16 protein-coding genes are annotated in these 18,482 nt (G+C 68.0%); 7 read left to right on the forward strand and 9 right to left on the reverse strand.

Annotation, left to right across the window (positions count from 1 at the left end):
• Nucleotides 1-8: 8 nt before the first annotated feature.
• Together Ga0609869_RS01870 and msrB are read right to left on the reverse strand one after the other, a co-directional pair.
• On the reverse strand, nucleotides 9-431 hold the full coding sequence (locus Ga0609869_RS01870; RefSeq protein WP_125403515.1) for a DUF1523 family protein: 423 nt from the start codon (nucleotides 429-431) through the stop codon (nucleotides 9-11).
• Between the two features lie 313 nt (nucleotides 432-744).
• Nucleotides 745-1,212, reverse strand: a complete 468-nt coding sequence (msrB, locus tag Ga0609869_RS01875; protein ID WP_125403516.1) for a peptide-methionine (R)-S-oxide reductase MsrB — start codon at nucleotides 1,210-1,212, stop codon at nucleotides 745-747.
• Between the two features lie 204 nt (nucleotides 1,213-1,416).
• Here msrB and cobS point away from each other — a divergent pair, with 204 nt between their 5' ends.
• The 4 genes from cobS (at nucleotide 1,417) to cobT (ending at nucleotide 5,253) form a co-directional block, all read left to right on the forward strand.
• A complete protein-coding gene (cobS, locus tag Ga0609869_RS01880; RefSeq protein WP_125403517.1) occupies nucleotides 1,417-2,391 on the forward strand; it encodes a cobaltochelatase subunit CobS in 975 nt (324 codons plus the stop codon).
• Nucleotides 2,388-2,759 (forward strand): hypothetical protein, encoded by a 372-nt coding sequence (locus tag Ga0609869_RS01885; protein WP_125403518.1) that lies wholly within the window; start codon nucleotides 2,388-2,390, stop codon nucleotides 2,757-2,759. The genes cobS and Ga0609869_RS01885 overlap by 4 nt, the downstream gene beginning before the upstream one ends.
• Nucleotides 2,760-2,876: 117 nt before the next feature.
• A complete protein-coding gene (locus tag Ga0609869_RS01890; RefSeq protein ID WP_125403519.1) occupies nucleotides 2,877-3,290 on the forward strand; it encodes a hypothetical protein in 414 nt (137 codons plus the stop codon).
• Between the two features lie 88 nt (nucleotides 3,291-3,378).
• A complete protein-coding gene (gene cobT, locus Ga0609869_RS01895; RefSeq protein ID WP_125403520.1) occupies nucleotides 3,379-5,253 on the forward strand; it encodes a cobaltochelatase subunit CobT in 1,875 nt (624 codons plus the stop codon).
• Between the two features lie 113 nt (nucleotides 5,254-5,366).
• Here cobT and Ga0609869_RS01900 read toward each other — a convergent pair whose 3' ends face one another.
• Nucleotides 5,367-6,920 carry a phytoene desaturase family protein gene (locus Ga0609869_RS01900; RefSeq protein WP_125403521.1) on the reverse strand — a complete coding sequence of 518 codons (1,554 nt, stop codon included), beginning with the start codon at nucleotides 6,918-6,920 and terminating at the stop codon, nucleotides 5,367-5,369.
• Between the two features lie 280 nt (nucleotides 6,921-7,200).
• Here Ga0609869_RS01900 and Ga0609869_RS01905 point away from each other — a divergent pair, with 280 nt between their 5' ends.
• Both Ga0609869_RS01905 and Ga0609869_RS01910 read left to right on the forward strand, forming a co-directional pair.
• A complete protein-coding gene (locus tag Ga0609869_RS01905; RefSeq protein ID WP_125403522.1) occupies nucleotides 7,201-9,024 on the forward strand; it encodes an aminopeptidase P family protein in 1,824 nt (607 codons plus the stop codon).
• 71 nt (nucleotides 9,025-9,095) lie between these two features.
• Nucleotides 9,096-9,437, forward strand: coding sequence for a DUF427 domain-containing protein (locus tag Ga0609869_RS01910; protein WP_125403523.1), 342 nt, complete (start codon nucleotides 9,096-9,098; stop codon nucleotides 9,435-9,437).
• A 17-nt stretch (nucleotides 9,438-9,454) separates the two neighbouring features.
• Here Ga0609869_RS01910 and Ga0609869_RS01915 read toward each other — a convergent pair whose 3' ends face one another.
• The gene (locus Ga0609869_RS01915) at nucleotides 9,455-11,155 is read right to left on the reverse strand and encodes a chloride channel protein (RefSeq protein WP_125403524.1); all 1,701 of its coding nucleotides are present in this window, start codon (nucleotides 11,153-11,155) and stop codon (nucleotides 9,455-9,457) included.
• An 87-nt stretch (nucleotides 11,156-11,242) separates the two neighbouring features.
• Here Ga0609869_RS01915 and Ga0609869_RS01920 point away from each other — a divergent pair, with 87 nt between their 5' ends.
• Entirely contained in the window at nucleotides 11,243-12,616 is a 1,374-nt protein-coding gene (locus tag Ga0609869_RS01920; RefSeq protein ID WP_125403525.1) for an FAD-binding oxidoreductase, read from the forward strand.
• Between the two features lie 46 nt (nucleotides 12,617-12,662).
• On the opposite strand, the gene Ga0609869_RS01925 is transcribed toward Ga0609869_RS01920, so the two are convergent.
• The 5 genes from Ga0609869_RS01925 to ftsZ all read right to left on the reverse strand — a co-directional run bounded on the left by Ga0609869_RS01925 (nucleotide 12,663) and on the right by ftsZ (nucleotide 18,379).
• Nucleotides 12,663-13,046 carry a hypothetical protein gene (locus tag Ga0609869_RS01925; protein ID WP_125403526.1) on the reverse strand — a complete coding sequence of 128 codons (384 nt, stop codon included), beginning with the start codon at nucleotides 13,044-13,046 and terminating at the stop codon, nucleotides 12,663-12,665.
• 4 nt (nucleotides 13,047-13,050) lie between these two features.
• Nucleotides 13,051-14,700, reverse strand: a complete 1,650-nt coding sequence (gene recN, locus Ga0609869_RS01930; protein ID WP_125403527.1) for a DNA repair protein RecN — start codon at nucleotides 14,698-14,700, stop codon at nucleotides 13,051-13,053.
• A gap of 21 nt (nucleotides 14,701-14,721) precedes the next feature.
• A complete protein-coding gene (locus Ga0609869_RS01935) occupies nucleotides 14,722-15,561 on the reverse strand; it encodes an outer membrane protein assembly factor BamD (protein ID WP_125403528.1) in 840 nt (279 codons plus the stop codon).
• A 114-nt stretch (nucleotides 15,562-15,675) separates the two neighbouring features.
• Complete coding sequence (gene lpxC / locus Ga0609869_RS01940) at nucleotides 15,676-16,596, reverse strand: UDP-3-O-acyl-N-acetylglucosamine deacetylase (protein WP_125403529.1); 921 nt, start codon at nucleotides 16,594-16,596, stop codon at nucleotides 15,676-15,678.
• Nucleotides 16,597-16,822: 226 nt separating this feature from the next.
• Entirely contained in the window at nucleotides 16,823-18,379 is a 1,557-nt protein-coding gene (gene ftsZ / locus Ga0609869_RS01945; protein ID WP_125403530.1) for a cell division protein FtsZ, read from the reverse strand.
• Between the last annotated feature and the right edge of the window lie 103 nt (nucleotides 18,380-18,482).

Consider the following 18,482-nt stretch of genomic DNA (forward strand, 5'->3'; position numbering starts at 1 on the left):
AGTGCCAGTCAGCTGCTGCCGGTCACTTCCCCCTCGCCCTGATCGGAAGGCGCCCTGCGGCACCGCTCCGGCGCGTCGATCGACGTCGCGTTCGGGAACATGCTGAGGAAGGGGATACGCAGCCCGTAGCCGTTCACCGTGACGGCAACCTCGGGGCATTCCCGCGTGACCCGGCTCGCAACCGACTGAAGGTCGGCCGAGTCGAACTTGAAATAGGGCGGCACAAACCCCGCATCCATGTTCTTGAAGATCAGCGTGTCGGACGTGCCAGCGTAAACCGTCTCGATCCGGTACTGGACGTCGCGCCCATCGCCGGTCGTGCCGGTGATCTGAACCTCCCACGAGTCAGGGCCCCAACGCACCCAGACCCCGGCCAATACGACAACAACGACCAACCCCAGGCCAACTTTCCACTTGTTCGCTCGTGTCATGATACGGCTCCACCGAATTGCTTGCCGAAGCGCGCGACGCGGCGCCGCGCGCTTGTTTTGCGTTGGTGGTTCAACGTTCGGCAGAGCGCGAGGTTCCATGTTTCTCGCGGCCTTGCAGGCAGGGCACGCCGCCGGCCCGCCCATCGCACGCGCTTGGCGGGGCGGCTTTGGAAGGCCGTCTAGGGGGTTATGTCGGGCTGGGCCGAACCGCTGGCGCAGGTATCCGGATCGCGTTCACATGGCCGGCCGGCCGGCCCGCCCGGAGCGTTTCACGAGTCCCGCCCTGTCAGGACCGGGGCCCATTATCACGCCGTCAGGCGCTGTTGGCGGGCTTGAACACCAGGCTCACCCCGTTGATGCAATGCCGTTTGCCGGTGGGGGGCGGTCCGTCATCGAATATGTGGCCCAGGTGGCTGCCGCAACGGCGGCAATGGACCTCGGTGCGCACGAACAGGAGCTTGCGGTCGGGCCTCGTCGCCACGGCATCCGGCAGCGCCTCGTAGAAGCTGGGCCAGCCGGTGCCGCTGTCGTACTTGGTTTCGGACGCGTAAAGCGCCAGGTCGCACCCCTTGCAGTGGAACACGCCCTTGCGCTCTTCGTCGTTCAGCGGGCTGGTAAAGGCGCGCTCGGTGCCCTCGCGGCGCATCACGCGGTATTCGAGATCGCTCAGCATCGCGCGCCACTCGGCATCGGTCCGCGTCACCTCGAAGCGTTCGCCGGCGCGCACCGGCGTGGCGAGGGCGAGCGCGGCAGCGCTTTGCAGGAATAGGCGTCGTTTCATCTTGCACCTCCACTTATCAATGTAGTGGCACCGCGCGCTGCAACCTATTCACAATCCCCGAAAGGCTGCGCACAAGGGCGCGAGCGTCGATGCCTCGCCCGATCGGCCCTTCCCCTTGCACGCCCCCGCGATATGTTCCACTAACGGCGAGACTAGGCCCGCGCCACGCCGCGCGGCACGAAGCACGAAAAGACGGACAACACGATGGCAAGCGCAGCGAAACCCACCGAAGACGTCTCGGTGCGGGAGGTCTTCGGAATCGACACCGACATGACGGTCAAGGGCTTCGAAGAGCGGTCCGACCGGGTGCCCGATATCGACACCACCTACAAGTTCGATCCCGACACCACGCTCGCGATTCTGGCGGGTTTCGCCCATAACCGGCGGGTGATGATCCAAGGCTATCACGGCACCGGCAAGTCGACCCATATCGAACAGGTGGCGGCACGGCTCAACTGGCCCTGCGTGCGGGTCAACCTCGACAGCCATATCAGCCGGATCGACCTGATCGGCAAGGACGCGATCAAGCTGAAGGACGGCAAGCAGGTCACCGAGTTCCAGGAGGGTATCCTGCCCTGGGCGCTCAGGAATCCTTGCGCCATCGTGTTCGACGAATACGATGCGGGCCGCGCCGACGTGATGTTCGTGATCCAGCGGGTACTGGAGGTCGACGGCAAGCTGACGCTGCTCGACCAGAACGAGGTGATCACACCGCACCCGTCCTTTCGCCTGTTCGCCACGGCCAACACCGTGGGCCTCGGCGACACGACCGGCCTTTATCACGGCACCCAGCAGATCAACCAGGGCCAGATGGACCGTTGGAGCCTGGTGGCCACGCTCAACTACCTGTCCCACGATGCGGAAACCGCGATCGTGCTGGCCAAGTGCCCGCATTACAACACCGAGAAGGGGCGCAAGAGCGTGGGCCATATGGTGACCGTGGCCGACCTGACGCGCACCGCCTTCATGAATGGCGACCTGTCGACGGTGATGAGCCCCCGGACGGTGATCGCCTGGGCACAAAACGCCGAGATCTTCCGCGGCGACATCGGTTATGCGTTCCGTGTGACCTTCCTCAACAAATGCGATGAGCTGGAGCGGCAGACCGTGGCCGAGTTCTACCAGCGGCTGTTCGACGAGGAACTGCCCGAAAGCGCCGCAAGCCTGAGCCTGGGGTGATCCGCGCCGCGCTGGCCATCCTGTTGTTCACCGGCGCCGCCGGGGCCCAGCCCGATCCGACCTATCCCGCCACCGAATGCGCCGCGCTCTGGTCGGCCATGGCGGATTTCCGCGCGCGCTATGCCATCGACGCCGCCCCGCCGGACGAGGCGCGGGAGATGGCCGAGGCGTTCCGCGCCGCCGCCATCGGCCTGGCCGGCGGCGACGCGGCAGACGTGGACCGGCGCATAAACGCGATGCGTCCCGACCTGATGCTTTTGCTGCGCAGCTACATCATCGACGGGTGGCGCGACAGCCGCGAGCAATTCCTGCGCCGGGCCGAGATCTGCCGCCGCTTTGCCGTCGAAAACGGGCTGCCCGCGCATTGACGCGCATCCCGCCGAGGCATTGGGCACTCCGCGTCGGATGACATCAAAGTGACAGCATTATTACATTAAACGTATATACATTATTGACACGTCGCAGGTGTGTCGTAAACTTGTTACATGACAGCGCTCTTCACCACCGCCCTGCGTGGCGCGGTCTGCGTGGTCCTGACAGCCTCCGCCACGCTCGCCCTGCCCGGCACACCCTGGAAACGGGCAGAGGTCTTTGCCACATGCTCTGGCCGCCTTGCCGCGCTGGCCGTGCGTCAGAAGGCGATGGAAAACCCCGACTGGACCGACACGCTGCGCCAGCGTGACATGTTCGACATGCTGCTCGACGCCACGCTGCCCGCGGCCCAGGCCAACGGGGTACCCGGCGGCGAGCACCTGCGCTGGCGCTCGGCGGGCTGGACAGATACCGCGGTGCTGCTGGCCGATATGGAATACAGCTTCGACCGCGCCCGGGTGGCCCGGGCCGAAGCGGCGCTGGATACGCGCATCGCCGATTGCACAACGCTGCTTCTGGGGCAATAGCGCCAGCGGGATTTCAACGCCGGCTACTGGCCAAGCCTCGGCAATGGCCCTAGATTGCGCAAACGTCACCCCCGCAGCGCAAGGCACGATGAGCAAACCCGCCGACAACCCCGCCGACCCGTTCAAGAAGGCGCTCGCCGAAGCCACGCGGGTGATCGCCGACGATCCCGAGATCGGCATCTCCTATTCGGTCGACCCGCCTGGGCTGACCGGCGATGCGATGCGCCTGCCCCAGATCAGCCGCCGGATGAGCCGCGAAGAAGTGCTGATCGCCCGCGGCACCGCCGATGCCTATGCCCTGCGCCACAAGTATCACGATGGCGCCACCCATAGCCGCTACATGCCATCGGGCCCGATGGCGCGCGATCTTTACGAGGCGATGGAAACCGCCCGGTGCGAGGCGATCGGCGCGCGCACCATGCCCGGCACGGCCGGAAATATCGACGCGATGATCGGCGCCGAGGCCGCCCGCAAGGGCTATGCCCAGGTCACCGAGGCCGCCGATGTGCCGCTTTCTGCCGCCGCCGGCTACATGATCCGGCACATGGCCACCGGGCGCGACCTGCCCGATGACGCGCAGCACGCGATGGACCTCTGGCGCGGCTTCATCGAGGCCCAGGCCGGGCAGACGCTGGAAGGGCTGGACGATAGCCTCTCCGACCAGGCCGCCTTCGCCCGCTTCGCCCGGAAGGTGATCGACGATCTGGGTTACGGCGACCAATTGGGCGAAGACCCCGATACCGAGGACGAAGACCAGGACGACCAATCGGAAGAGACCGAGGAAGAGCCACCCGAATCAGCCGGCGATGACCAGCAGGAGTCGAGCGACGAGGCCGACGCCAGCCCCGAGCAGTCGCAGGACGACATGCAGGACGCCGCCCAGGCCGAACTCAGCGCCGATGACCTGGCCGATATGGAGATGGGCGAAGAGGCCGAGCTGCCCGAGGGCGAGGCCCCGCTCGAGCCGCCGCCGCCCGCCCCGCATTCCGAGGCCGACCCCGATTACAAGGTTTTCGAGACCGAGTTCGACGAGGAAATCCTCGCACAGGACCTGGCCGAACCGGCCGAGCTGGAACGCCTGCGCGCCTATCTCGACCAGCAGCTCGACCCGCTGAAGGGCGCCGTGGGACGGCTGGCCAACAAGCTGCAGCGGCGGTTGCAGGCCCAGCAGAACCGCAGCTGGGAATTCGACCGCGAGGAAGGCATCCTCGATGCCGGCCGGCTGGCCCGCGTGGTGGCCAACCCCACGACGCCGCTCAGCTTCAAGGTGGAAAAGGATACCGAGTTCCGCGATACGGTGGTCACGCTGCTGCTGGACAATTCCGGCTCGATGCGGGGCCGGCCGATCTCGATCGCCGCGATCTGCGCCGATGTGCTGGCCCGCACGCTGGAACGCTGCGATGTGAAGGTCGAGATCCTGGGCTTTACCACCCGCGCCTGGAAGGGCGGCCAGAGCCGCGAGAAATGGCTGGCCGAGGGCCGCGCCCAAAGCCCCGGCCGGCTGAACGATTTGCGCCATATCGTCTACAAGCCCGCCGACGCGCCCTGGCGCCGGGCGCGTGAAAACCTCGGGCTGATGATGAAAGAGGGGCTCTTAAAGGAAAACATCGACGGCGAGGCGCTGGAATGGGCGCACCGCCGGATGATGGTCCGCCCCGAGGCGCGCAAGATCCTGATGGTGATCTCGGACGGCGCGCCGGTCGACGATTCCACCCTGTCGGTGAACGCGGCCAGCTACCTGGAAAAGCACCTGCGCGACGTGATCGCCATGGTCGAGCGCAAGCGGCTGGTCGAGCTTATCGCCATCGGCATCGGCCACGACGTCACCCGCTATTACCAGCACGCGGTGACGATCACCGATGTCGAGCAACTGGCCGGCGCGATGACCGAACAACTGGCCGCCCTGTTCGACAAGGACCCGCGCGCGCGGGCGCGCATGATCGGGATCCGGAAGGCGAGTTAGGGCCGGAGGGCGGCGAAGGGCCGGTTTGCGGGACAAAGCGGGCATTCGGGTTGGTGGCCTGAAGGTCCGCTAACGCGAAGCTTTGGGAGTCAGGGCGCATGAACGATCGGCTGCTAACTGGGGAGCTTCCGGAACAACCTCGGATCGACGGTCGCCGCGGCCAGTACGCCGCCCCAGAGCGCCCCGGGGATGCCTGGGCTCAGGACATCCTGACCAGCAAGGAAAAGACCCGGGACAGGCGTCCGGGTTTGCAACGCCTCGCTCATCAATCGGCCAGGCGTCGTGTCGATGCCGTAGAATGCGCCCTTGTGATGCCCCGTGATCGCGCGGGTCGTGAGCGGCGTCGACAGGTTGCGGAACACGACCAGCTTGGCCAACTCGGGGAAATAAGCCTCGAACTGCGCGAACATCTTGTCCTCAACCCTAGCCTTGAAAGCCTGGTATTCCTCGCCCCGCGCGCACGGCTCCACGTCGGCCCATTTCTCCACCACCGACCAGTCGACCCAGGCGACGATTTCGCCGGCGTATTTCTGTGACGGGCCGGGGTCATGGCCGGGGTCCTTCAACGAGGCGAAGGAAACGAACATGCCGGGAGGTGAAGTGTCGGGGACGTCGGTCCATACGACGTCGACTTCACCGCCCGGGTAGATCCAGTGGTTCGACCGCGTCGCCCCGGCGCGCTCGATATCGCCCTCGAAACCCACGAACAGGCTGAAATGGGCGACAGAGTGTGGCAGGGCACGGATCTCGTCGATCCAGTCCTGGTGTCCACAATCGGCGGGCAGCAAACGGTTCACCGTCTCGCGCGCGCCGATATCCGAGATGACCGTATTTCCGCGGATGTCCTCCCCTTGCGCTGTCCGCACGCCGACGACCCGGTCGCCCTCCATCAGAAGCGTCTCGACCTTGCTGTCCGCCCGCGCTTCGCCCCCTGCCTTCGTGATCGTCGGCAGAATGTGTTCGGCAAAGGCCGCGCCGCCGCCCTTGGGATACCAGGCGCCGCTTTCCAGGTAGGCTCCGGTAATCAGGGCATGCATCGCGAAGCTTGCCTTGCCCGGTCTGCCGCCATGGTCGAACCATTGCGCGGCAAATGCGGCGGCCAGCACGGGGTTTTCGGTGATCTCGTCAATCACCTCCTGCGTCGTTCGCTTGCACCAGCGGTCGATGGCGTGGCTGTGCCACCATTTCAGCGCGGAACCAATGATCTCGGGCATCGCGCGGGTCATGGTGACCTTCAGAAGCGCCTCCCGGCCTTCCTTCAGCGCGGCGATCCATGCGTCGATGGCCTCCGCCTCGTCCGGGAACCGGTCCTTTAGATCTCGTGCCTGCGCCTCGTAGGGGCGGGACAAGGCCAGCGGGGCAGCGTCGCCGATATGCAGATTGTCATAAATTGTGCCCATCGAGGTGAACTCGATCGGCGTGTTCGACAGCCAGTCCAGGATGCGGCGCTCGCGGTCGTCCGGGGCGACGCAGTTGAGGTAATGTATGCCCGAGTCCCAACTGAACCCTTCGATGGTGAAGCTGTGGGTCAGGCCGCCAAGGGTGTAGTACTGCTCCAACATAAGCACCTTGTGCCCGACCTTCGACAGCGCGGCGGCAGCGGCCATCCCGCCCATGCCCGAGCCGATGATAATGGCGTCCCAGTCAGTCGTGTCAGCGTCAGCCATATCCAGTCCCCGCTGCGGCTAATGATCGAAGAGATCTTGTATGCCTGCTTGCTGATAACACCTGGCCAGGGAAGGCACCTTGATCACGGTCAATCGAACAAGGGCACCGGACGTTCAAGCTTGCTGCAGCATCAGGTAAAAAGGGCTCCAAGCTGCCGTTCTCGACGGCTCCTGCGATCAGCGCGCCCAGTCCAATGCGAACCGGACTTGCCGCGGGCGCAAGGGCTGGTACGGTTATCCGAACCGCCCCCCACGGGGCGCCTTTCTGCACAAGGTCCACATGTTTCAAAGCTTCGACAGCGCCACCTCTCCGCAAGACGGCCCGCCGCGGCTGGCCGCGCTGCGCGCGGAGCTGGCCAAGGCGGGGCTGGCGGGGTTTCTGGTGCCGCGTGCGGATGCGCACCAGGGCGAGTACGTCGCGCCCCGTGACGAGCGGCTGGCCTGGCTGACGGGCTTTACCGGCTCGGCGGGCTTCGCCGCGATCCTCGCCGACACCGCGGGGGTGTTCGTCGACGGGCGCTACCGGGTGCAGGTCAAGGCGCAGGTCGACACCGCCCATTTCACCCCGGTGAACTGGCCCGAGACGAAGCTCGCCGACTGGCTGTGCGAGGCGCTGCCGCGGGGCGGCACGGTCGGGTTCGATCCGTGGCTGCACACGCCGGAAGAGATTGCCAAGCTGGAGACGGCGCTGGCGGGCAGCCAGATATCGTTGCGCGAAACCGAAAACCTTGTCGACCGGATATGGGGCGACCAGCCCGCGCCGCCGCTGGGGGCCATCTCCCCCTACCCCGCCGAGCTGGCGGGTGCCCCCCATGCCGAGAAACGCGCGCGCCTCGCCGAGACGCTGCGAAAGGCGGGCCACCGGGCCGCGGTCCTGACGCTGCCCGACTCGATCGCCTGGCTGCTGAACATTCGCGGCAGCGACATCGCGCGGGTGCCGGTGCCCCACGGCTTTGCCGTGCTGCACGATGACGGGCATGTCACGCTTTACACCGACCCGGCCAAGGCCGACGACGCACTTGTTGCGCATCTGGGGCCCGAGGTCACGCTGCGCCCCGACAGCGCCTTTGCCCCGGGCCTGCGCAGCCTGGTCGGCCCGGTGCGGCTGGACCGCGGCAGCGCGCCGGTCCGCGTGGAACGCGAGCTGGACGAGGCCGGCATAGCGGTCGCCGCGGCCCAGGACCCCTGCATTCTGCCCAAGGCGTGCAAGACACCGGCCGAGCTGAAGGGCGCGCGCGCGGCGCATCTGCGCGACGGCGCGGCGATGGTCGAGTTTCTCGCCTGGCTCGATGGCGAGGCCGCGCGGCTGGACGGCGCGCCCGCCCGCACCCTGACCGAGATCGACGTGGTCAAGGCGCTGGAGGGCTTTCGCACCGCCACCGGAAAGCTGCGCGATATCAGTTTTGACACCATCGCGGGCGCCGGCCCCAACGGGGCCATCGTGCATTACCGGGTGACCGAGGCCAGCAACCGGCCCGTGCGCCCGGGCGAGGTTCTGCTTGTCGATTCCGGCGGTCAGTATCTCGACGGCACCACCGACATCACCCGCACCATCGCCATCGGTTCCGCCCCGGATGCGGCCCGGGCGCCCTTTACTCGCGTGCTCAAGGGCATGATCGCCATATCTCGGGCGCGCTTTCCCAAGGGGCTGGCCGGGCGCGACCTCGATGCCCTGGCGCGCTATCCTCTCTGGCTGGCCGGGCAGGACTACGACCATGGCACCGGCCACGGCGTGGGCAGCTACCTGTCGGTGCACGAGGGGCCGCAGCGGCTGTCGCGGCGCTCGGACGTTCCGCTTGAGGCCGGGATGATCCTGTCGAATGAACCGGGCTATTACCGCGAAGGCGCCTTCGGCATCCGCATCGAAAACCTGATTGCCGTCGCGCCCGCGCCCGACCTGGCCGGCGCCGACCAGCGCGAAATGCTGGGTTTCGAGACGCTGACGCTGGCCCCCATCGACCGCCGCCTGATCGACGCGAGCCTGCTGGACGGCGACGAGCGCGCCTGGCTGAACGCCTATCACCGCGAGGTCCGCGACCGCATCGCGCCGCTGGTGGGCCCCGCCCAACGCGACTGGCTGGCCGCCGCCACCGCCGCGATCTGACGCCGGGAACTGGACAGCGGCCGCGGGTTCGTGCCAGACAGCGCCCAAGACGACGAGCAGAAGAGGTTCGCATGGCCGACCACATCTCGATTCACAAGGCCGACGGCGCCTGGGTGGTCCGCGCCGGCGGCGCCGTGATCGCCGAAAGCCGCGGCGCGCTGGAGCTGACCGAGGGCGACCATCCGCCCGTCATCTACTTCCCGCGAGAGGATGTGGCGATGGCCTTCCTCGACCCGACAGAGACGCGCACGACCAACCCCTACAAGGGCGAGGCCTGCTATTTCACCATAAATACGGGCCATGGCGACATCGCCGACGCGGCGTGGAGCTACGAGGACCCGATGGAGGGGGTGGAGCGCATCGCCGGCTACATCGCCTTTTATCCCGACAAGGCCACGGTCGAGCAGCTATAGCCCCCGCGCCGCGCGGCTCAGGAATGCTCCTCCGCGGCGGTCTCGGCCAGCGCCCTTGTGTAGGCGCGCAGCGCGTCCAGGTGAAACAGGGCACCCAGCAGCCGGGGCTCGCCGCCCTCCTTCGCCGGCGCGACCACAGGGATAAAGCTGTGGCCCCATTTCTCGAACTGCGGCAGCGCCTCGTCGAGGGTCGCCTCGGGGGCCAGCATCACCCCTTGCGAGATCAACTCGGCGCAGGCCTCTTCGGAGGCGGCGCTGGGGCTGTCCTTGCCGCGCATGAGCAGCGCGGCGGAGTGAACTGACAAGAGGTAGGATTGCGGGCCGGCCGCCAGCGGCTTGCCGCGCCGTTCGAGCTGAGTGAGGAAGAACGACCGATCGACCAGCCGGCTGGCCAGTGCCGTCGACATCGACACTGCCACCAGCACCGCCAGCCCGGTCTGCCAGTCGCCGGTCAGCTCGAACACGATCAGCGTGGTCGAGATCGGCGCGCCCAGCACCGCCGCGGCCACCGCCCCCATGCCCGCCAGCGCATAAAGCGTCTCGGACCCCGAGAAATCGGGAACGATGGCCGTTGCCACGATGCCGAAAGACAGCCCCGTCAGCGCCCCGATCATCAGCGACGGCGAAAACACCCCCCCGCCCATGCGGCCTGCCATTGTCAGCGCCACTGCCACTGCCTTGAGGATGGCAAAGATCACCGCGTCGCGCAGGTAGATAACGCCGGTCAGCGCCTCGAAGGTGATCTCGTAGCCCACCCCGATGATATGCGGATACCAGATCGCCAGCCCGCCCAGCGCCAGCCCCGAGACGGCGGGCCGCAGCCAGCGCGGCATTCGGGTCGTCCGCTGCAGCCAGTTTCCCATGTCCTCGGCCAGGAAGATCCCCCGCATCAGGATCACCGCCACCAGCCCAGAGACGAGCCCCAGCAACAGATAGGCCGGCAGTTCGACATAAAAGGCCAGCGTGTCCCCGGCGCCGAGGCTGAACTCGGTCACGTTGCCGAATTCCAGCCGGCTGACGACCGTCCCGGCGACCGAGGCGATGGCGATGGGCGCAAAGGCATGCACCGCGAAATGCCTCAGCACCACCTCGAGCGCGAAAAGCGTTCCCGCGATGGGCGCGTTGAACGAGGCCGAGACCGCGGCGGCCACTGCGCAGCCCAACAGGTCGCGCCCGGTGATTCCGTCTGCGCGCAGCCGCTCTGCCACCCAGCTCGATATCATCGCGGCCATGTGCACCACCGGCCCCTCGCGGCCCGTCGAGCCGCCCGAGGACAGCGTGATCAGCGAGGCCGCTGCCGAGGCCAGCCCGGCCCGCTGCTCGACCCGCCCGTCCTGCAGCGCCGCCCCGTCGATCACGTCGGCGACCGAACGCGCCCGCCCGTCATCGGTGAACCGGTCCAGGATCAGCCCCACCAGAAGGCCCCCCGCGACGGGGATCAACAGCACCCAGTACCAGGCCAGCGGGTCGACATAGGTCAGCAAAAGCCCCGGGTTCTCGACCCCGTAGAGCATGGATTGCAGGGCCGCGATCGCGTGGCGGAAGCCCAGCGCGGCAAATCCCGCGGCGATGCCGATGATCAATGCGATGAACCAGAACTGGATCTGCGACGGCCCCCGGTGGCGCACCGTCCGCCAACCGGACCGGACCTTGCCCAGCTGCCGCGCCGTCTTGACCGAGACCAGGCGCCACAGTCGCCGCCGGGTCAGGTGCCCCATGGCGTCGCGTCCTCCGTGTTGTGCTTTTCCCCGCCGGCGGTCTGGCCTAGTCTGCCGGGCGCCGCCCGCCCGACAAGGAGGCTTTGAATGTCCATTCCCGATGCCCTGTCCGAGCTTGGCACCATGCTAGGAGATCGGCTGAGCCGCTCCAAGTCCGATCTCGACACGCACGGCCGCAACGAGGCCCATTTCCCCGCCATGCCGCCCGATGCGGTGGCCTATCCCGACACCACCGAAGAGGTGTCACAGATCGTGCGCACCTGCGCCACCCATGGCTGCCCGGTGGTGGGCTGGGGCGCGGGCACGTCGCTGGAGGGGCACGCGCTGGCCCTGCGCGGCGGGCTGACGGTGGATTTCAGCCGGATGGACAGGGTCTTGGCCGTCCATCACGAGGACATGGACGCGGTGGTCCAGCCCGGCCTGACCCGCGAGGCGCTGAACCGTGAGCTGCGGGCGACGGGCCTGTTCTTTCCCGTCGATCCGGGCGCCAATGCCTCGCTCGGCGGCATGGCCGCGACCCGTGCCAGCGGCACCACCGCGGTGCGCTACGGCACGATGCGCGACAACGTGCTGGGGCTGGAGGTGGTGCTGGCCGACGGGCGGGTGATCCGCACCGGCACGCGGGCGCGGAAATCCTCGGCCGGCTACGACCTGACCGCGCTTTTCGTAGGCGCCGAGGGCACGCTGGGGCTGATTACCGAGTTGACGCTGAAACTGCGCGGCCAGCCCGAGGCGATCTCGGCGGGGGTTTGCGCCTTCGACGCGATCGGCCCGGCGGTGGAAACCGTGATTGCGACGATCCAGATGGGCATCCCGATGGCGCGGATCGAATTCGTCGATGCCGCCACCGCCGCTGCCTTCAACGCCTATGCCGGCGCCGAGATGCCCGAATGCCCGCACCTGATGGTCGAGTTCCACGGCTCGCCCGCCGGCGTGGCCGAACAGGCCGAAACGTTCGGCGCGCTGGTCGAAGAGATGGGCGGCAAGGGCTTCGAATGGTCGACGCGCGCCGAAGAGCGCACCGCGCTCTGGACCATGCGGCACAACGCCTATTACGCCTGCCTCGCCGCGCGCCCCGGCGCCTTGGGTCTTGTCACCGACATGTGCGTGCCGATCTCGCGGCTGGCCGAGGCGGTCGAGGAGACCCGCGCCGACATCGCGCGCGCCTCGATCCCGGGGCCGATCCTGGGCCATGTGGGCGACGGCAATTTCCACGCGATCCTGCTGGTCGAGCCCGGCAATGCCGCCGAACTGGACGAGGCCAAGGCACTGGCCCACCGGATGGTGGAGCGCGCGCTGCGGCTGGGTGGCACGGTGACCGGCGAGCACGGGGTCGGCATGGGCAAGCTGGGCTACATGGAAGCCGAGCACGGCGCCGGCTGGGACGTGATGGGCGAGGTCAAGCGCGCGCTGGACCCGGCGGGTCTGATGAACCCGGGCAAGATGGTGCGCGGCAACTGAGGCCACCGCAGGCAAGCGTTTTGCTGAAAGGTCGTGCGGCCAGCGGTCAGCGGCGCGCCCAGGGGATCAGCCCAAAGGCAACCTGCCCGGCCAGACCCGCCGCCCCCGGCAGGGTCGCCCAGTGGCCGAAATGGCCGGCGATATCGCGGCCCAGGGCAAAGACCGACACCCCGACCTCCGCCGCCATCAGCAGACCGAACGCCGCCCCGCCCATGGCAAGCCGCGCCGCCCCCGCTGGCACCGCGAACCGCCCGATGAGCGCCCCGGCGGCAAGCCAGCTCAGCCCCAGCATGACCGGCAGTTCCAGCGCCACCGCCACCGCTTCCCCCATCCGCGGCAACAGCACCAGAACGCGCAGCGTGCCCAGGGCAAAGCCTGCGGCGAAGATCAGCGCGAAATAGGCCAGCCCCGCCTTCAGCGCCCGCCCCATGCCCCTATCCCGCCAAGAGCTTCCGCGCCGCGGCGCGGGCCTCGTCGGTGACGGTGTCGCCGGCCAGCATCCGGGCGATCTCGTCCACGCGGTCGGCCGGGGCAAGCGCCGCGACCGTCGAGGTCGTCACCTCGCCCTCGACCTGTTTTTCGACCCGCCAGTGATGGGCGCCCAGCGCGGCGACCTGGGGCGAGTGGGTCACCACCAGCACCTGCCCGTCCTCTGCCAGTGCGGCGAGGCGGCGGCCCACGGCGTCGGCGGTGGCCCCGCCCACCCCTCGGTCGATCTCGTCGAAGATCAGCGTCTGCGCGGGGTTCGACGCGGTCAGGCAGACCTTGAGCGCCAGCAGAAACCGCGACAGCTCGCCCCCCGAGGCGATCTTGTTCAGCGGCCCCGCGGGCGCGCCCGGGTTGGTGGCCACGGTAAAGGCCACGGCATCGGCCCCGTCGGGCCCGCGCTCGCCCCCCGAAACGGCGGTCTCGAACACCGCGCGCTCCATCTTGAGCGGCGCCAGCTCGGCCGTCATCGCGGCATCGAGCGCCCTTGCGGCGGCATGGCGGCGGGTCGAGAGCACCTCTGCCGTGGCGGCGTAATGCGTCTCGGCGGCCTCCAGCGCGGCGCGCAGGTCGGCGAGGTTGCCCTCGCCCGCGTCGAGCGCGGCCAGACGGGCGCGCAGATCCTCGGCAAAGCCGCCGAGGTCGTCGGGCAGCACGCCATGCTTGCGCGCCAGCGCCCGGATCGCAAAGAGCCGTTCCTCGGCCGCCTCCAGCGCGGCGGGGTCGACGTCGAGCGCGGCCAGCCCCGTCTCGACCGCGTGCACCGCCTCGCCCAGCTCGATCATCGCCCGGCCAAGCGCGTCGATCGCCGGGTCGAGCCCGCCCTCAGCGCCCTCGGCGGCGTCTTCGAGCCAGCGCAGGGCATCGGTCATGCGGCCTTCGGCGCCCTCGCCGGAAAGCGCCGCCAGCGCGCGGGCCACATCCTCGCGGATACGCTCGGCGCCTTGCATCCGGCGGCGCGCGGCGTCGAGTTCGGCCTCTTCGCCCGGCCGGGGGTCGAGCGCGTCGAGCTCGCTCACCGCGTGGCGCAGGAAATCTTCCTCGGCGCGCATCTCCTCCAACCGGGTCTCGGCCGCTGCCAGCGCCTTTTCGGCGGCGGCGCGGGCGCGCCAGGCGGCACGCGTCTCCGACAGCGCGACCTCGTTGGCGGCATAGGCATCGAGCAACTGGCGGTGGCCGCGCGGGTTCAGGAGGCCGCGATCATCCTGCTGGCCGTGCAACTCGACCAGCGTGTCCGACAGCGCGCGCAGCACCTCGCCCGAGGCGCGGCGGTCGTTGACCCAGGCGGTCTTGCGCCCCTCGGCAGTATTCACCCGGCGCAGGATCAGCTCGTCGCCCGAGGGCAGCCCGGCCTCGTCCAGCACGGCGCGGGCGGCGTGGCCGGGGGGCAGCTCGAACACCGCCACCACCTCACCCTGGGGCGCGCCGGCACGCACCAGTTCGGCCCGGCCGCGCCAGCCCAGCACAAAGCCCAGCGCGTCGAGCAAGATCGACTTGCCGGCGCCGGTCTCGCCGGTCAGCACGTTCAGACCGGGTTGGAACGCAAGTTCCAGCCGGTCGATGATCAGCATGTCCCGGATGTCGAGACTGCGCAGCATCGGCGATGTCCCCCGGTCAGATCAGAGCCACTGGCCCTTGATCATCTGGCGATAGACGGTTCTCAGCCAACTCGTGCCGCGGGCCTCGGGCGCCAGCCCCCGCCCCTTCAGCAGGTCGAATGCATCCGCGTACCACTCGGTCGACTGGAAATTATGGCCGAGGATCGCGCCGGCGGTCTGCGCTTCGTCGTCGAGCCCGAGCGAGAGATAGGCCTCGACCAGCCGAAAGAGCGCCTCGGCGGTATGGGTGGTGGTCTGGAAATCCTCGACCACCACGCGGAACCGATTGATCGCCGCGCTGAAATGGCCGCGCTTGTGGTAGTAGCGGCCGATTTCCATCTCCTTCGCCGCCAGGTGGTCGAAGGCGAGGTCGAATTTCAGGATCGCCGACTTGGCGTATTCGCTGTCGGGATAACGCTCGATCACGGTCCGGAGCGCCTGCAGCGCCTGAAAGGTCAGGCCCTGGTCGCGGCCGACCAGGTCGATCTGGTCGTAATAGCTGAGCGCCAGCAGGTATTGCGCGTAGGCCGCGTCTTCGTCGGCCGGGAAAAAATCGATATAGCGTTGGGCAGTGGCGCGGGAATTCTCGTAATCGCGATCCCGGTGATAGGCAAACGCCTGCATGATCAGTGCACGCTTCGCCCAGTCGGAATAGGGGTAAAGCCGCTCGACCTCGCCGAAGAGGCGCGCGGCCTCTTCGGGGTCGCGGTTTTCCTCGAGCTCGTATTCCGCCTGGGTGTAGATCGACTGCGCCGACCGGCTTTCGAGCGGCACCTCACGATTGCCACCGCCGCAGCCGGCCACGAGGATCAGCGCCGACAAAGCCCCGACAAGCACCCTGCGCGCGCTGCATTCCGCCATGAACAGACCTACCTCATCGCTTTGCCCCCGGCCGGGCTCGGTCGCGCCGGGCTGTCCGTCCTCTAGCACAGAAAAATCCGCTGCAAAACGCCTTTGGCGGTGAATTCGGCGTGCTCAGGCGGCGGCCGGCAGGTCGGAGCGTGCAACGCCGATGCCGGGCAGGCGCGCGGCCATCTCGGCGTCGCAAACTTCCATCCGGTAGGCCTCGGGCCGGGCGAAGAGCGCACGCAGCAGCCGGTTGGTCAGCGCGTGGCCCGCACGGTGGCCTTCGTAGCGGCCCAGAACCGGCGCGCCGGAAAGCGCCAGGTCGCCCAGAGCATCCAGCATCTTGTGGCGCACCGGCTCGTCCTTGTGGCGCAGGCCGCCGGGGTTGACCACCTTGTCGCCCTCGAAGACCACGGCATTGGCCAGGCTGCCGCCACGGGCAAGCCCACCGGCGCGCATCGCGTCGACATCGCGCTGGCGGCAGAAAGTACGGCTGTCGCACAGCTCGCGGACGAAGGCGCCGTTCGCCATGTTCAGCCATTTTTCCTGCTGGCCGATCGCGGAGTCGTCGAACTTTATGTGGAAATCGATTTCCAGCGTGTCGGCGGGCGACAGGCGCGCCCAAGCGGCCCCCTGGCGCACCTCGACAGGGCTCAGGATACGCAATGCGCGGGCCGGAGCGCCCAGCCGCTGCAGCCCGCGGGCGAGGAAGGCCGCGACGAAGGGCGCGGCACTGCCGTCCATGATCGGGATTTCGGGGCCGTCGACCTCGACCAGCGCGTTGTGGATACCGCACCCGGCGAGCGCGGCCATCAGGTGCTCGACCGTCGAGACCTCGGCACCGTCGCCATTGGCCAGAAGGGTGCAAAGCTGCGAGGGCAAAACCGCGTCCCAGCGGGCCGGGATCAGGTTGTCGCGATCGGTGATGTCGGTGCGGCGAAACCAGATGCCGTACTCGGCCGACGCAGGGTGCACGACCATGCGCACGGGCCGGCCCGAATGCAGGCCGATCCCGGTAAACCCGACCGAAGACTTCAACGTCGTTTGCACAAGATCACCCGTTCGCTACTGCCGGACACAGCCCGTCATCCGGTGATTGTGAAATAATTCCGCGGCCCGGCGGTCTCAACTCAATCTTTGTAACGGCCTGAAACAAAGGCTGGCGCGCGATGGGCGGAAACCCGCCGCTGCGATGCAGCGCGAGAAATCCAATTGATTTAAAACGCAAAAAGGGCCGGCGTACCGGCCCTTTCAGCGTGAGTGATGGTTCAGGTTGTCAATTCGCCTGGCGGCGCAGGAACGCCGGGATCTCGATCCTGTCCTTGTCCGGGTCGGTTTCGGGATCCTCATCAAGGCCATGCAGGGGCGGCTGCTCGCGCAGCGGCTGGGCACCGCGTTCGCCGTATTCCGCCCCGTGGCCGGACATGCGGTTGATCAGCGACCCGATGCCGAACCGCGCCTTGTCGCCGCCGGGATGGTGACCGGCGGGCGCGCTCGCCGGTGCCTGCTGGTGCCGTTTCGGCACGTTGTTCACCGCGCGTTGCAGCCGGGCCAGTGCCTCGGGCGAGGGCGTTCCAGGGGACGGGGGACGCGGCGCGATGAATTCCTGCTCGGTGAGTTCGGCCTCGGGCTGGGCCCGGTTCGGCTCGGGCTGGTAGGCGGGTTCGGGCAGCGTGTCGGATTCGGCCACCTCGGGCTCGCGCATCTCGTAGGACTGGACTTCGAGATCGGGGAAGAAGCTGGGCTCTTCGGATGCCTCATCGACCGGCTCGACGGGCTCTTCGGCCACATGTTGGGCCGCGGCAGCGGCCGGTTGCAGCGGCTCGGCCATGCGGCGGCGCGGCACCGGCGTTTCCAAGACAGCCTCGCTGGCGTCGATGCCGGTGGCGACCACCGACACGCGCATCGTGCCCTCCATCGCCGAATCGAGCGTGGAGCCGACGATGATGTTGGCGTCCGGGTCGACCTCGTCGCGGATGCGGTTGGCGGCCTCGTCGAGTTCGAACAGCGTCAGGTCGTGCCCGCCGGTGATGTTGATCAGCACGCCGCGCGCGCCGCGCAGGCTGATCTCGTCGAGCAGCGGGTTGGCGATGGCCTTTTCGGCGGCCTGGATCGCGCGGCTCTCGCCCTCGCCCTCGCCGGTGCCCATCATGGCCTTGCCCATCTCGTCCATCACCGCGCGCACGTCGGCGAAATCGAGGTTGATCAGGCCCGGGCGCACCATCAGGTCGGTCACGCCCTTCACACCCTGGTAGAGCACGTCGTCCGCCATCGAGAACGCCTCGGTAAAGGTCGTCTTCTCGTTGGCCAGCCGGAACAGGTTCTGGTTGGGAATGATGATCAGCGTGTCGACCACCTTTTGCAGCGCCTCGACGCCGGCCTCGGCCTGGCGCATCCGCTTGGCGCCCTCGAACTGGAACGGCTTGGTCACCACGCCCACGGTCAGCACGCCCAGCTCGCGTGCGGCCTGGGCGATGATCGGCGCGGCGCCGGTGCCGGTGCCGCCGCCCATGCCCGCGGTGATGAAGCACATGTGCGCCCCGGCCAGGTGATCGACGATTTCCTCGATGGTCTCTTCGGCGGCGGCCGCGCCCACCTGGGGCCGCGCCCCGGCACCGAGACCTTCTGTCACCTTGACACCCATCTGGATCTTGGCAGGCGCCTGGGCCTGCTGCAGCGCCTGGGCGTCGGTATTGGCGACGACGAATTCCACCCCGTCGAGCTGTTTCTCGATCATGTTGTTGACGGCGTTGCCGCCGGCGCCGCCGACGCCGAACACGGTAATGCGTGGCTTCAGCTCGTTATGTTCGGGCAACTGGAGGGTCAATGTCATCTGTCTGTCCGCCTGCTTTTTGTTTCCGGGAAAAGCGCCGGTTTTCCGCATGATTTCCGGGAAGTGTATCGTTTGACCCCGTGTAGGTCACGCAAAAAACACC

It is taken from the genome of Rhodovulum iodosum, from assembly GCF_041020385.1.
In the GTDB taxonomy this organism is placed as follows: Bacteria; Pseudomonadota; Alphaproteobacteria; order Rhodobacterales; family Rhodobacteraceae; genus Rhodovulum; species Rhodovulum iodosum.